The organism is Salmonella sp. NW38 (assembly GCF_051807745.1).
GTDB classification, from domain to species: domain Bacteria; phylum Pseudomonadota; class Gammaproteobacteria; order Enterobacterales; family Enterobacteriaceae; genus Salmonella; species Salmonella enterica.
In genome coordinates this window covers 1-13568 of sequence record NZ_JAMMTO010000007.1, presented here as the reverse complement: position 1 = coordinate 13568, position 13568 = coordinate 1, and the positions used below count along the sequence as shown (strand labels likewise).

Below are 13568 nucleotides of genomic sequence, written 5' to 3'. Positions count from 1 at the left end.
AGATTAAATTATGAGCAACATTATTAAGCAACTTGAACAAGAGCAGATGAAGCAGAACGTACCTTCCTTCCGTCCGGGCGATACCGTGGAAGTGAAAGTATGGGTTGTTGAAGGTACCAAGAAACGTCTGCAGGCATTCGAGGGCGTGGTTATCGCTATTCGTAACCGCGGTCTGCACTCTGCATTCACTGTTCGTAAAATTTCCAACGGCGAAGGCGTTGAGCGTGTCTTCCAGACTCACTCTCCGGTAGTTGACAGCATTGCTGTTAAACGTCGTGGTGCTGTTCGTAAAGCTAAACTGTACTACCTGCGTGAGCGTACTGGTAAAGCGGCTCGTATCAAAGAGCGTCTTAACTAAGAACGCGCTTTCGCAACATCCGAAAGCTTGTAGAAAAGAAGGGGCTGGCATTACGCTGGCCCCTTTTTTTATGGGTTGCTCCACGCCATAGACGGTTGCATGATTAGGCCGGGTCTGTGGTCTCAACGCTGAGTCAGAAACGGCCAGGCCCGTTCCTTAGTTTAGCGAGCGTTCCGCACGCCGGTGTTTAGCCTGATACATATTTCGATCGGCCAGTTCTTGTAGTTTTTCGGCAGTGGCATGTTCCCATGTCAGCGCAAAGCCAATACTCAGGGTCATCGTTATCCGCTGGCCGTTATGCAGTTCAAAAGGTCGATTAAACGCCTGGGATAGCGCTGCGCAAATACGTTGTACTTCATACTCCGAATGTACACCGTAAAGCACCATCGCAAATTCATCGCCGCCGAGTCGGTAAGTCTGATAACGGCTACCACCGAATTCCGCTAATCTTTTGGCAACCTCTATAAGTACCCGGTCGCCTGCCGCATGTCCCCAGGTATCATTAATATATTTAAAGTTATCGCCATCCAGAAATAACAATGCCGAACTGCTACGAGCGGAATTGTCCTTCATCAGCGCGTTAATACAGCTGCGAAATGCTGCGCGATTGGCAAGCCCCGTCAGCGGATCGTGCAGCGCGGTACGTAGTAACTGGGCATTTTTAGCCTGAAGCCGTAGCTGCCATTCTTCCATCTCATCCAGAAGGCTATTGAAATCCTGCGCAAACAGGTGAAATTCCGCAATACGCTCATCAGGTACCCGGCGTGAAAAATTTCGGTTAGTGCGAACGTCGTGTACAACTTCAGTAATATTTTGCAGCGCATCCACAACGCCATTGTGTAAATAACGCGTGAGCAGCAGGGCAATGCCGGATGCCAGCAGAATACATCCTGTCAGCACTGCCAGCGATAGCCAGATAAAATGACCAATAAGGCTGTCGCGGGCGACAAGCCGTACTTCGCCGATGGCCCTGCCGTTGTGCCAGACGGGTTGTGATACCGGCAATGGAAAAAGCCAGTGGCTAATTAAGCCAATGAGCTTATCGTCTGCGGCTCGCGCATCATAGCGCCATGAGGCGATAATACGGCCATTTTTATCGCGGACCTCCGCCGCTGAAAATTGTCCCTGGCGTCCCAGTGTGGCGAGCGTTTCCGCTGCGGCCGTGTTATCGGAAAATACCAGTGCCGCTTCAAGGCTATGGGCCATTGTGGCGGCGGTCAAATCGAGATTCTTTTGCGCATACTGTTTGAGCGTAAGGACAGACGCAACGCAAATTAATAGCCAGATCAATGTCATCGTAAGCAGCACGCTGATTATACTAATCCGCCGTAGTGTGCGTTTAAATGTTGGTCTGGACAGAGAAAATTCCTTATTCATGCTTTTGATTCCGTGCAAGCATTAATACTTCTGGATTCACTCTCACGCCGCTATGCGAGAGGGAGTCTAGGTTGACGGAAAATTTGACTTCATCATTGTTAATGATCAGACAAAATGCGCTGCCAATAATACATTCGGTATTTTGCTCGGCAATTAATAACAAGGCATTAACTGGATAATGACGCGTTAACTCCACCTGATAAGCTGGCGATTCATTGCCAAAGTAAAAACCATCACAGCGGGCGCTCAGGGCTTCTTGTGTGGTACGGATGACAAGCGGTTGATAAGGGAAAGCCCAGTCAGCCTCTTCGCTAAGTACCCTGACAAAACGCGCAGATGAAAATATGCATAGCCTTGGCGGCCCGGATAACGCCGGCCAGTGTGTATAACTGACGATACCGGAGACGATGGCGCGTACGGATTTCTCTTCTTCCGTGACGCGTTGAGCATACAGAGGCAAGCTTGCTAATAATAGCGATAACAGAAGGATAAATCGGTGAGAAAAACGCATTAACAAGTCCCCACCATCTTCAGTCGTAAAGCATTAAAATACATCCGTGATTGTTTGTAGCAAAATAACATTATTTTGCCATATCGTCATTATTTCTTATTGATAATATGAATAATTTAAATGGCATCCCTGATATTAAATTCTTGTGATAATGGTATTAATCACCCTATATCAGAAAGTAAAAATATGTGTGCGGAGAAAAAATAATCAAAAAATAGCGAGCATCGCTCATTTTACCGCTTTTCTGAGGCTGGGAATAAAATAATTCACTTATTGTGTAAAGTTTTTGATACGAAATGAAGGGGTTTAATCGACGATTGCGCATGGTGTAAAGTTTATTTTACGTAATATGGATTGAAATCTTTACTTTTTGTGGTATGGTTTAAACATCCTCGTGGAGGATCAACTATCGCAAACAAGAAAAGACAGGATCTCCATCATGCAAAAAGACGCGCTGAATAACGTACGTATCACCGATGAACAGGTATTAATGACGCCGGAGCAGCTTAAAGCGGCCTTTCCGTTGAGTCTGGCGCAGGAAGCGCAGATAGCGCAGTCCCGGGGAATCATTTCTGACATTATTGCCGGGCGCGATCCGCGTCTGTTGGTGGTATGCGGTCCTTGTTCTATTCACGATCCTGAAACCGCTCTGGAATATGCCCGTCGATTTAAAGCCCTTGCCGCAGAGGTCAGCGATAGCCTCTATCTGGTAATGCGCGTCTATTTTGAAAAGCCGCGGACTACCGTCGGCTGGAAAGGGCTGATTAACGATCCTCACATGGATGGCTCATTTGATGTGGAAGCCGGGTTGAAAATAGCGCGTCAGCTACTGGTGGAACTGGTGAATATGGGGTTGCCATTAGCGACCGAAGCGTTGGATCCGAACAGCCCGCAATACCTGGGCGATCTGTTTAGCTGGTCGGCGATAGGCGCGCGCACAACCGAATCGCAAACCCACCGCGAAATGGCGTCTGGTCTTTCTATGCCGGTCGGCTTTAAAAACGGCACGGATGGCAGCCTGGCGACAGCGATTAACGCCATGCGCGCCGCTGCGCAACCTCATCGTTTTGTTGGCATTAACCAGGCCGGTCAGGTTGCGTTATTGCAAACCCAGGGAAATCCGCATGGCCATGTAATTCTGCGTGGCGGCAAAGCGCCAAACTATAGCCCGGCAGATGTCGCTCAGTGTGAAAAAGAGATGGAACAGGCGGGACTACGTCCTTCGCTGATGGTAGATTGCAGTCATGGTAACTCCAATAAAGATTATCGCCGCCAGCCAGCCGTTGCCGAATCTGTGGTTGCGCAGATTAAAGATGGCAATCGTTCAATCATTGGCTTAATGATTGAAAGTAATATTCATGAGGGTAATCAGTCTTCCGAACAGCCGCGCAGCGAAATGAAGTATGGCGTTTCCGTCACCGATGCTTGTATTAGCTGGGAGATGACCGATGCCCTGTTACGTGAAATTCATAAAGATTTGAGCGGCCAGCTGGCGGTGCGTGTCGCATAAGAGGTTGTTATGGTTGCTGAATTGACCGCATTACGCGATCAAATAGATGATGTCGATAAAGCGTTGTTGAATTTACTGGCTAAGCGCCTGGAACTGGTTGCCAAAGTCGGCGAGGTGAAAAGCCGTTTTGGCCTGCCTATTTACGTGCCGGAGCGTGAGGCCTCTATGCTGGCTTCACGACGGGCGGAAGCGGAAGCGATCGGTGTCCCGCCCGATCTCATTGAAGATGTCCTGCGCCGGGTAATGCGTGAATCTTACTCCAGCGAAAATGATAAGGGGTTCAAAACGCTTTGTCCTTCTCTGCGTCCGGTCGTCATTGTGGGCGGCGGCGGACAGATGGGGCGTCTGTTTGAAAAAATGCTCACGCTGTCGGGCTATCAGGTCCGTATTCTGGAACAACAGGACTGGCCGCGCGCCAGGGACATTGTCGCCGATGCCGGAATGGTGATCGTCAGCGTGCCGATTCATGTTACTGAACAGGTCATAGCGCAACTGCCGCCCCTGCCGTCCGACTGTATTCTGGTCGATCTGGCATCGGTGAAAAGCGGTCCGTTGCAGGCAATGTTGGCGGCCCATGATGGCCCCGTGTTGGGCTTGCATCCGATGTTTGGTCCGGACAGCGGGAGTCTGGCGAAGCAGGTGGTGGTCTGGTGTGATGGGCGTCAACCGGAAGCGTATCAGTGGTTCCTTGAGCAAATCCAGGTGTGGGGTGCGCGGTTGCACCGAATTAGCGCTGTCGAGCACGATCAGAACATGGCTTTTATCCAGGCGCTGCGCCACTTTGCTACCTTCGCTTATGGGCTGCATCTGGCGGAAGAGAACGTCCAGCTTGAGCAGCTTCTGGCGCTATCATCGCCGATTTATCGACTGGAGCTGGCGATGGTCGGGCGTCTGTTCGCCCAGGACCCGCAGCTGTATGCGGACATTATTATGTCGTCGGAGCGCAATCTGGCGCTTATCAAGCGTTACTATAAACGTTTTGGCGATGCGATCGGGTTACTGGAACAGGGTGATAAGCAGGCTTTTATCGACAGTTTTCGCAAAGTTGAACACTGGTTTGGCGATTATGCCAGACGCTTCCAGAATGAAAGCCGTGTGTTATTGCGTCAGGCGAATGACAGCCGACCATAATGATGACATCTATACTAAAAGCCAGCTTTGCTGGCTTTTTTCGTTTAAGGAACCGTTATGACTACGCCGCACGTTTTATTTGATTATGTCGGACATCTACCAGAATGCCCCACATGGAGCGAGGATGAAAGCGCGCTGTATTGGACCGATATCCTGGAACAGGAGATCCATCGTTACCATCCGGCGAGCGGGACGCATAGCGTGCTGGCGTTTCCGGAAGAGGTGGGCTGTTTTGCCTTGCGTGAGCAGGGCGGATTTATTGTGGCCATGCGTCATGCTATCTGGCTGGCCGATAAAAATGGATTATTGCAGCGTAAGGTTTGCGACAATCCCTCTAATACGAAACTGGCGCGTTTCAACGATGGCGGCACTGATGGCGATGGACGTTTTTATGCCGGAACGTTCTGGGCGCCAGGTGACTATAATGGCGCGTTGCTGATGCGGATCGATCATGACCTGACGGCAAAAGTGATCCAGTGCGATATCCAGGGACACAACGGCCTGGCGTTCAGCCCGGATAACCAGTGGATGTATACCTCCGATACGCCGAATGGCGTGATATACCGCACGTTACTTGATAAACATGGCGAACCGGGCAAGCGTGAACTTTTTCGCCATTTTGGCGAAGGAGAAGGACTTCCCGACGGCGCGGCGATGGATAGCGAAGGGTGCTACTGGAGCGCGATGTTTGACGGCTGGCGCGTGGCGCGTTTCTCACCGCAAGGAGAGCAGCTGGAAGAGTACCGGTTGCCGGTACGTTGTCCGACGATGGTTTGTTTTGGCGGCGCAGACATGAAAACGCTGTTTATTACAACTACCAGAGAAAATATGTCTGCTCAGGAAGTGGCGGATTATCCTCTCTCCGGCGCCATCTTCACCCTGCAGGTAGCCGTCGCAGGGATGAAGAAAAGCCGTTTTATTGAACGTCAGGCAGGTTCTACCGGCACGACGTTTTCGCTGGGATAGCAGCCAAGCACTTTCATTGAGCGCGTGATCTCGCCCAGCTCTTTTAGCGCGCTTTGCATTACCTGCGACTCCAGGTTCGCCTGAATATCGAGATAAAACATCTCTTCCCACGGATTGCCGTGAATGGGGCGCGACTCCAGTTTCGTCATGATGAGATTGTGGTTACGCAGCACCAGCAGCGCTTCGACCAGCGCGCCAGCCTGCTGCCCGGTGGCGATTAACAGAGTGGTTTTTGCCGGAACCTGATCGGAAACGTTGATGGCTTTGCGCGCCAGTACCAGAAAGCGGGTGATATTCTGCGTCTGGTTTGCGGCGATGCGTTCCAGCACCTGTAAACCGTGCAACATGCCGCCTGCCTCGCTGCCGAGCGCCGCGACGCGCGGAGAGTTCGCCTGCGCGACTTTTTCCATCGCTGCCGACGTACTCTCGGTATAGTCGATTTTCCAGTGCGGATAGCGGCTCAAAAACTTACTGCACTGCTGGAACGGCTGCGGATGGCTGTACACCGTTTCGATGGTATTCAGATCCGTAGCGCCGGAAACCAGCACGCAGTGATCGATAGTGACGGTCATCTCACCGACAATCGACAGACTGGTGTGTTGCAATAAGTCGTACACATCGTTGATAGCGCCGGAGCTGGTGTTCTCTATCGGAACCACGGCGTAATCGGCCTGGCCGGTTTCGACCTGATGAAAAATATCGGTGAATTTTGCGCAACCGCTCTCAATAAATTGCTCAAAATGGCGTGCGGCATACTGGCGCGCCGCGAGATGAGAATAGGAGCCTTTCGGCCCAAGAAACGCAATACGTGCCGAATGAGGGTGAGTATTATTCAGATGTTGTTGCAGCAGCGCCTGCTGAGTAAGCACGGAGTCTTCAATGATAAGCTGGAACAGACGGGTAATGTAGTGTGCGTCGAGATGGTGGGCTTTACCGAGATGGATGAGTCTGTCCAGCAGCGCGCGTTCACGATCGATATCCCGAACCGGACGATGCGACAGTAGTTTTGCTTGTCCCACTTCAATCGCCAGCGCGCGTCGTTTTGCCAGTAAGGCCAGTAACTCTTCGTCTAAGGCGCTGATTTTATCTCGCAGCGCCAGTAATGGGTTTTCCGATGTCATAGTGTTGCCTTTTTTGTTATCAATAAAAAAGGCCTCCCGGTGGGGGAGGCCTTCTTGTTCGTCTTCGCATTCTTTATCACATGACGAAACGCCTCCCGGTCAGGGGAAGATAAAAAAGAATGCGAAGAAAAACCGGGTTAGCTTCATAACTGTTTCCTTTGTGTACGTAAGTACAGTACTCGTACTGTTTTAATCCTGTCAACAAAAAACGCGCCCGAAGGCGCGTTGGCGATACACTCAATGTAAGGGACTACTCTTCTTCTGCTTCGACGAAGCTGGCATCTTTCACCGATGCGGTGGCACGACGGGCTTCGCCTTTGTGCTGCACTTTATTGAGCTGCCGTTCCAGCTTGTTGATCAATTCATTAATAGCGGTGTACATATCTTCATGTTTTGCGCTGGCGACCAGATGTCCGTTCGGTGTATTAATGGTGGCGTCAGCAATAAAGCCCTGTGGCTCTTTAGACAGAATGATATGAGGATTAATCAGGTGAGTTTGCCATTTTTCCAGTTTGGCGAGACGGTCTGCGACATGTTGGCGGATTGCCGGAGTAATTTCCATTTGTTTACTGGTAATGTTCATTGTCATAAATTTTACCTCTTGTCTTTCCCGTCTTGGTGATTCCAGCATACCGTTCTTAATGTCAAAATGTGTGATGTAAATCACATTATTTTGTCACTTTTTGTCAAGGCGAACTTTTTGTGAGGCATCGCAGGAAGAAGTGATCTTTTACTTGAGGAATGGCTGAAAGCAGGCCATATTTGACTGGATGCGTTGCAGTGAAATCATTTCTGTTGCATCAGATACCGAATAAAAAAACGGCAGCCGGAAGGCTGCCGTTTTGCTTGTCTGTATTGCTTCAGGTGTTTTTGCTGTTAGAGGCAATAATTTTCGCGACTTTGTCAGCCTGCGCATTCAGCTGCATCTGACGATAGGCGTTTTCCATCAGCGGCAACGCATCGCGCGTGGCCTGCGTATCAGGATAATTGCGTAGCATACCTTCTACCCGGTTTACGACCGCAACCCATGCGCCGCGCGCGGTATAGTACTCTGCGACGGAATATTCATATTTCGCCAGACGGTCTTTCAGGAATACCAGACGCTTAGTGGCGTCGGTGGTGTACTGGCTATTAGGATAGCTGCGTACCAGTTTCGAAAAGTCATTGAACGCCGCCCGCGCATGTTGCGGATCGCGATCGCTGCGATCGACGCCAAAGAAACCTTGCAGCGCGCTATCATCCAGCGCCATGTTCGTCAGGCCGCGCATGTACATGACATAGTCAATATTAGGGTGCGTTGGATTAAGACGCATAAAACGATCGATAGCGGCCTGCGCTAGCGGCAAATCGGCGTTTTTGTAATAGGCGTAGATAAGATCCAACTGCACCTGCTGAGAATACGGTCCGAATGGATAACGATTATCTAACGCTTCCAATTGCGTTATTGCCTGTTTCCAGTTACCGTCCTGCAGCTTTTGCTGAGCAGTCGCGTAGATTTCATTCGGCGGATTATCGGGCACCTCTTCCTTTGAACCCGAGCAACCCGCCAGAAACAGGCTCAACGTGGCTGCTGCCACCAGATATTTCATGCGCGTCATGACGTTTTGACTTTCCTCAAAATGTTTTACGGGAGATTCTCTGTTCCTGCTCCCGGTTAAGACCAGCTACAATAGCACACTATATTAAACGGCAAAGCCGTAAAACCCAACGTTAAACGAAGAAGCTGTATATGGCACAACGAGTACAACTCACCGCAACGGTCTCCGAAAACCAACTCGGTCAACGCTTAGATCAGGCTTTGGCCGAAATGTTCCCGGATTATTCACGTTCGCGTATAAAAGAATGGATTTTGAATCAGCGCGTGTTGGTCAATGGTCAACTTTGCGATAAGCCAAAAGAAAAAGTGTTAGGCGGCGAGCGGGTGGCTATTGATGCGGAGATCGACGAAGAGATTCGTTTTGAAGCGCAGGATATCCCGTTAGATATTGTTTATGAAGATGACGATATTCTGGTTATCAACAAACCACGCGATCTGGTGGTACATCCTGGCGCGGGTAACCCGGACGGTACGGTACTGAACGCGTTGCTACATTATTATCCGCCGATTGCGGATGTTCCGCGCGCGGGCATTGTGCATCGTCTGGATAAGGACACGACGGGGCTGATGGTGGTGGCCAAAACCGTTCCGGCGCAAACGCGCCTGGTGGAGTCTTTGCAGCTGCGCGAGATCACCCGCGAATATGAAGCGGTCGCGATCGGACATATGACGGCGGGAGGAACGGTGAATGAACCCATCAGTCGTCACCCGACCAAACGTACCCATATGTCGGTGCATCCTATGGGCAAACCGGCGGTGACCCACTACCGCATTATGGAACATTTCCGTGTGCACACGCGTCTTAGGTTGCGTCTGGAGACCGGGCGTACGCACCAGATCCGCGTGCATATGGCGCATATTACGCATCCGTTAGTGGGCGATCAGGTCTACGGTGGTCGTCCACGTCCACCGAAAGGCGCATCGGAAGAGTTTATTTCCACGCTGCGTAAGTTTGACCGCCAGGCGCTTCATGCAACGATGCTGCGTCTCTACCATCCTGTATCGGGTATCGAAATGGAGTGGCACGCGCCGATTCCCCAAGATATGGTGGACCTTATCGATGCGATGCGCGCCGATTTCGAAGATCATAAAGATGATGTGGACTGGTTATGAATGCACTGATTGTCCCGCAGTGGCCGCTGCCGAAAGGCGTCGCAGCCTGTAGTTCTACCCGTATTGGCGGGGTGAGTTTACCGCCTTACGACTCGCTGAATCTGGGCGCGCATTGCGGCGATAACCCGGAGCATGTTGAAGAGAACCGCAAGCGTCTGTTTGCGGCGGGCAATCTGCCTTCGAAACCTGTCTGGCTTGAACAGGTTCACGGTAAAAATGTGTTGAGGCTTACCGGGGAACCTTATGCCTCCAAACGTGCGGATGCGTCTTACAGCAATACGCCAGGAACCGTCTGCGCGGTAATGACGGCAGACTGCCTGCCTGTGCTATTCTGTAACCGTGAGGGAACAGAAGTGGCGGCGGCTCATGCGGGCTGGCGCGGATTATGTGAAGGCGTACTGGAGGAAACTGTCACCTGCTTTGCTGACAAACCAGAAAATATCATCGCCTGGTTAGGTCCGGCGATCGGCCCGACCGCGTTTGAAGTGGGGCCGGAAGTGCGTGACGCATTTTTAGCAAAAGATGCGCAAGCCGATAGCGCATTTTTGCCGCACGGGGAAAAATTTCTGGCGGATATTTATCAGCTTGCACGCCAACGTCTGGCGAATACCGGCGTTGAACATGTCTATGGCGGGGATCGCTGCACCTTTAGCGAAAGTGAGACTTTCTTCTCTTATCGTCGCGACAAGACGACAGGTCGTATGGCAAGTTTTATTTGGCTGATATAACCTAAAGAATCAAGACGATCCGGTACGGGTAACTTTCTTTTCACATAATTCAGGTCATTCACCTTGAATAATTGAGGGATGACCTCATTTAATCTCCAGTAGCAATTTTGACCTGTTATGGGAGGAGTTATGCGTCTGGATCGTCTTACTAATAAATTCCAGCTTGCTCTTGCCGATGCCCAGTCGCTTGCGCTGGGGCACGACAATCAATTCATCGAACCACTTCATTTAATGAGCGCCTTGCTGAACCAGGAAGGGGGATCGATACGTCCTTTATTAACCTCCGCCGGCATTAATGCTGGCCAGTTGCGCACCGCTATCGATCAGGCGCTGAGCCGTTTACCGCAGGTGGAAGGCACCGGCGGCGACGTACAGCCTTCTTCGGAACTGGTACGCGTACTGAACCTTTGCGACAAGCTGGCGCAAAAACGGGGGGACAATTTTATTTCGTCAGAGCTGTTTGTTCTGGCGGCGCTTGAGTCTCGCGGCACGTTAACCGATCTGCTGAAATCAGCCGGTGCGACCACGGCCAATATCACTCAGGCAATTGAACAGATGCGCGGAGGTGAAAGCGTGAACGATCAAGGGGCTGAAGACCAACGTCAGGCCTTGAAAAAATATACCGTCGATCTGACCGAGCGCGCCGAACAGGGCAAGCTCGATCCGGTTATCGGTCGTGATGAAGAAATTCGCCGCACCATTCAGGTGCTGCAACGTCGTACTAAAAACAACCCAGTGTTAATCGGTGAGCCAGGGGTCGGTAAAACGGCAATTGTTGAAGGGCTGGCGCAGCGCATTATTAATGGTGAAGTCCCTGAAGGCTTAAAAGGTCGCCGCGTACTGGCGCTGGATATGGGCGCACTGGTGGCCGGAGCGAAATATCGCGGCGAATTTGAAGAGCGTCTGAAAGGCGTGCTGAACGATCTGGCGAAACAGGAAGGCAACGTCATTCTGTTTATTGACGAGCTGCACACCATGGTTGGCGCAGGTAAGGCCGATGGCGCAATGGACGCCGGGAATATGCTGAAACCGGCGCTGGCGCGTGGTGAACTGCACTGTGTGGGCGCCACCACGCTGGATGAATACCGTCAGTACATTGAAAAAGACGCGGCGCTGGAACGTCGTTTTCAAAAAGTGTTTGTCGCAGAACCTTCAGTGGAAGACACCATTGCTATTCTGCGTGGCCTGAAAGAACGTTACGAGCTGCACCACCATGTGCAGATCACTGACCCGGCGATTGTGGCGGCGGCAACATTGTCTCACCGCTATATCGCCGACCGTCAGTTGCCGGATAAAGCTATCGACCTCATCGATGAAGCGGCATCCAGCATTCGTATGCAGATTGACTCTAAGCCGGAGGAGCTGGACAGGCTCGACCGCCGCATTATTCAGCTCAAACTGGAACAGCAGGCGTTGATGAAAGAGTCTGACGAGGCGAGTAAAAAACGTCTCGATATGCTGAATGAAGAACTGGACGATAAAGAGCGCCAGTACTCTGAGTTAGAAGAAGAGTGGAAAGCGGAAAAAGCGTCGCTCTCTGGTACGCAAACTATTAAAGCGGAGCTGGAGCAGGCGAAGATCGCCATTGAGCAGGCGCGTCGTGTGGGCGATCTGGCGCGAATGTCTGAACTGCAGTACGGCAAAATTCCGGAGCTGGAAAAACAGTTGGAAGCCGCGACCCAGTCGGAAGGTAAAACCATGCGTCTGTTACGTAACAAAGTAACGGATGCGGAAATTGCCGAAGTGCTGGCGCGCTGGACCGGTATTCCGGTCGCCAGAATGCTGGAAGGCGAACGTGAAAAACTGTTGCGTATGGAACAAGAGTTACACAGCCGTGTGATCGGGCAGAATGAAGCCGTTGAAGCAGTATCGAACGCCATACGTCGTAGCCGCGCGGGGCTGTCCGATCCGAATCGTCCGATTGGTTCCTTCTTGTTCCTTGGGCCGACGGGGGTCGGTAAAACCGAACTGTGTAAAGCGCTGGCTAACTTTATGTTTGACAGCGACGACGCGATGGTGCGTATCGACATGTCTGAGTTTATGGAGAAACACTCCGTGTCTCGTTTGGTCGGGGCGCCTCCGGGATATGTCGGCTATGAAGAAGGCGGTTATTTGACGGAAGCGGTGCGCCGTCGCCCTTATTCCGTCATCTTGTTGGATGAAGTGGAAAAAGCGCATCCGGATGTATTCAACATTCTGTTGCAGGTGCTGGACGACGGTCGACTGACTGACGGGCAGGGGAGAACGGTCGACTTCCGTAATACGGTGGTCATTATGACTTCTAACCTCGGTTCCGATCTCATTCAGGAGCGCTTTGGCGAACTGGATTACGGTCGAATGAAAGAGATGGTGCTGGGTGTGGTTAGCCAAAACTTCCGTCCGGAATTTATCAACCGTATTGATGAAGTTGTGGTATTCCATCCGTTAGGTGAACAACACATCGCTTCTATTGCTCAGATCCAGCTGCAGCGTCTGTACAAACGTCTGGAAGAACGTGGTTATGAAATCCATATCTCCGACGAGGCGCTGAAACTGTTGAGCGCCAACGGTTACGATCCGGTCTACGGGGCGCGTCCGTTAAAACGTGCTATTCAACAGCAGATCGAAAACCCACTGGCGCAGCAAATCCTGTCTGGTGAACTGGTTCCTGGCAAAGTGATTCGCCTTGAAGCCAATGATGATCGTATTGTGGCAGTGCAGTAAGTCACAAATTTGAATAAAACGGGCCCTGACGGGCTCGTTTTTGTTTAAAAACCAGGCGAAAATAGGCTTTTGGTTCAAATGTTGTTTGAAAAGTGAACGGTTGAGCTTTTTTTTGCATTTAGGTCTTGTCAGGCTCTAATAACTCCCTATAATGCGCCACCACTGACACGGAACAACGGCATACAGGCCGCCTGGTCAGAAAGGCTTCGTTAAGAAGTCTGTGAGGAAAGCGAAAATAAAGGCTTGACTCAAAAAGAGGAAAGCGTAATATACGCCACCTCGCGACGGTGAGCTGAAAGCCGCGTCGCACCTGCTCTTTAACAATTTATCAGACAATCTGTGTGGGCACTCGAAGATACGGATTCTTAACGTCCTCGGACGAAAAATGAATACCAAGTCTCAAGAGTGAACACGTAATTCATTACGAAGTTTAATTCATTGAGCATCAAACTT

Annotated in this window: 13 protein-coding genes and 1 other annotated feature; of the genes, 7 read left to right on the top strand and 6 right to left on the bottom strand. The window is 51.0% G+C overall.

The window, feature by feature from the left end:
- Positions 1–10: 10 nt before the first annotated feature.
- A complete protein-coding gene (gene rplS, locus NA624_RS13370) occupies positions 11–358 on the top strand; it encodes a 50S ribosomal protein L19 (protein WP_000065257.1) in 348 nt (115 codons plus the stop codon).
- 156 nt (positions 359–514) lie between these two features.
- On the opposite strand, the gene dgcN is transcribed toward rplS, so the two are convergent.
- Both dgcN and NA624_RS13360 read right to left on the bottom strand, forming a co-directional pair.
- Positions 515–1735, bottom strand: coding sequence for a diguanylate cyclase DgcN (gene dgcN / locus NA624_RS13365; protein ID WP_001030990.1), 1221 nt, complete (start codon positions 1733–1735; stop codon positions 515–517).
- Entirely contained in the window at positions 1728–2246 is a 519-nt protein-coding gene (locus tag NA624_RS13360; protein WP_001212379.1) for a YfiR family protein, read from the bottom strand. Before NA624_RS13360 ends, dgcN begins: the two co-directional genes overlap by 8 nt.
- A 439-nt stretch (positions 2247–2685) precedes the next feature.
- Between NA624_RS13360 and aroF the strand changes: the two genes are divergently transcribed.
- From aroF to NA624_RS13345, 3 genes are read left to right on the top strand one after another with little or no spacing between them, the layout of a single operon-like run.
- Positions 2686–3756: a 3-deoxy-7-phosphoheptulonate synthase AroF gene (gene aroF / locus NA624_RS13355; protein ID WP_001168062.1), complete on the top strand. Its 1071-nt coding sequence runs from the start codon at positions 2686–2688 to the stop codon at positions 3754–3756.
- A 9-nt stretch (positions 3757–3765) separates the two neighbouring features.
- Entirely contained in the window at positions 3766–4887 is a 1122-nt protein-coding gene (gene tyrA, locus NA624_RS13350) for a bifunctional chorismate mutase/prephenate dehydrogenase (RefSeq protein ID WP_000225191.1), read from the top strand.
- 57 nt (positions 4888–4944) lie between these two features.
- Positions 4945–5853 (top strand): SMP-30/gluconolactonase/LRE family protein, encoded by a 909-nt coding sequence (locus NA624_RS13345; RefSeq protein ID WP_000210991.1) that lies wholly within the window; start codon positions 4945–4947, stop codon positions 5851–5853.
- Here NA624_RS13345 and pheA read toward each other — a convergent pair.
- The 4 genes from pheA to bamD form a co-directional block, all read right to left on the bottom strand.
- Positions 5814–6974 carry a bifunctional chorismate mutase/prephenate dehydratase gene (pheA, locus tag NA624_RS13340; RefSeq protein WP_000200080.1) on the bottom strand — a complete coding sequence of 387 codons (1161 nt, stop codon included), beginning with the start codon at positions 6972–6974 and terminating at the stop codon, positions 5814–5816. The genes NA624_RS13345 and pheA overlap by 40 nt on opposite strands.
- Before the next feature lie 22 nt (positions 6975–6996).
- Positions 6997–7122: a sequence feature (Phe leader region), on the bottom strand.
- Entirely contained in the window at positions 7074–7121 is a 48-nt protein-coding gene (gene pheL / locus NA624_RS13335) for a pheA operon leader peptide PheL (protein WP_010989056.1), read from the bottom strand. It overlaps the preceding feature by 48 nt.
- Before the next feature lie 102 nt (positions 7123–7224).
- Positions 7225–7563, bottom strand: coding sequence for a ribosome-associated translation inhibitor RaiA (gene raiA / locus NA624_RS13330; protein WP_000178449.1), 339 nt, complete (start codon positions 7561–7563; stop codon positions 7225–7227).
- Positions 7564–7834: 271 nt separating this feature from the next.
- Entirely contained in the window at positions 7835–8572 is a 738-nt protein-coding gene (gene bamD, locus NA624_RS13325; RefSeq protein WP_000197662.1) for an outer membrane protein assembly factor BamD, read from the bottom strand.
- 131 nt (positions 8573–8703) lie between these two features.
- On the opposite strand from bamD, the gene rluD reads away from it, so the two are divergent.
- The 3 genes from rluD to clpB all read left to right on the top strand — a co-directional run bounded on the left by rluD (position 8704) and on the right by clpB (position 13115).
- Complete coding sequence (gene rluD / locus NA624_RS13320) at positions 8704–9684, top strand: 23S rRNA pseudouridine(1911/1915/1917) synthase RluD (RefSeq protein WP_000079130.1); 981 nt, start codon at positions 8704–8706, stop codon at positions 9682–9684.
- Complete coding sequence (gene yfiH, locus NA624_RS13315) at positions 9681–10412, top strand: purine nucleoside phosphorylase YfiH (protein WP_000992639.1); 732 nt, start codon at positions 9681–9683, stop codon at positions 10410–10412. Before rluD ends, yfiH begins: the two co-directional genes overlap by 4 nt.
- Before the next feature lie 129 nt (positions 10413–10541).
- Positions 10542–13115, top strand: a complete 2574-nt coding sequence (gene clpB / locus NA624_RS13310; RefSeq protein WP_001235092.1) for an ATP-dependent chaperone ClpB — start codon at positions 10542–10544, stop codon at positions 13113–13115.
- Positions 13116–13568: the final 453 nt, after the last annotated feature.

What these genes read in the sequence shown, in the direction of transcription:
- yfiH (WP_000992639.1), top strand. Translation starts at nt 9,681, where the DNA reads ATGAATGCACTGATTGTCCCGCAGTGGCCGCTGCCGAAAGGCGTCGCA.
- clpB (WP_001235092.1), top strand. Translation starts at nt 10,542, where the DNA reads ATGCGTCTGGATCGTCTTACTAATAAATTCCAGCTTGCTCTTGCCGAT.
- rplS (WP_000065257.1), top strand. Translation starts at nt 11, where the DNA reads ATGAGCAACATTATTAAGCAACTTGAACAAGAGCAGATGAAGCAGAAC.
- bamD (WP_000197662.1), bottom strand. Translation starts at nt 8,572, where the DNA reads ATGACGCGCATGAAATATCTGGTGGCAGCAGCCACGTTGAGCCTGTTT.
- tyrA (WP_000225191.1), top strand. Translation starts at nt 3,766, where the DNA reads ATGGTTGCTGAATTGACCGCATTACGCGATCAAATAGATGATGTCGAT.
- NA624_RS13345 (WP_000210991.1), top strand. Translation starts at nt 4,945, where the DNA reads ATGACTACGCCGCACGTTTTATTTGATTATGTCGGACATCTACCAGAA.
- aroF (WP_001168062.1), top strand. Translation starts at nt 2,686, where the DNA reads ATGCAAAAAGACGCGCTGAATAACGTACGTATCACCGATGAACAGGTA.
- raiA (WP_000178449.1), bottom strand. Translation starts at nt 7,563, where the DNA reads ATGACAATGAACATTACCAGTAAACAAATGGAAATTACTCCGGCAATC.
- NA624_RS13360 (WP_001212379.1), bottom strand. Translation starts at nt 2,246, where the DNA reads ATGCGTTTTTCTCACCGATTTATCCTTCTGTTATCGCTATTATTAGCA.
- pheA (WP_000200080.1), bottom strand. Translation starts at nt 6,974, where the DNA reads ATGACATCGGAAAACCCATTACTGGCGCTGCGAGATAAAATCAGCGCC.
- rluD (WP_000079130.1), top strand. Translation starts at nt 8,704, where the DNA reads ATGGCACAACGAGTACAACTCACCGCAACGGTCTCCGAAAACCAACTC.
- dgcN (WP_001030990.1), bottom strand. Translation starts at nt 1,735, where the DNA reads ATGAATAAGGAATTTTCTCTGTCCAGACCAACATTTAAACGCACACTA.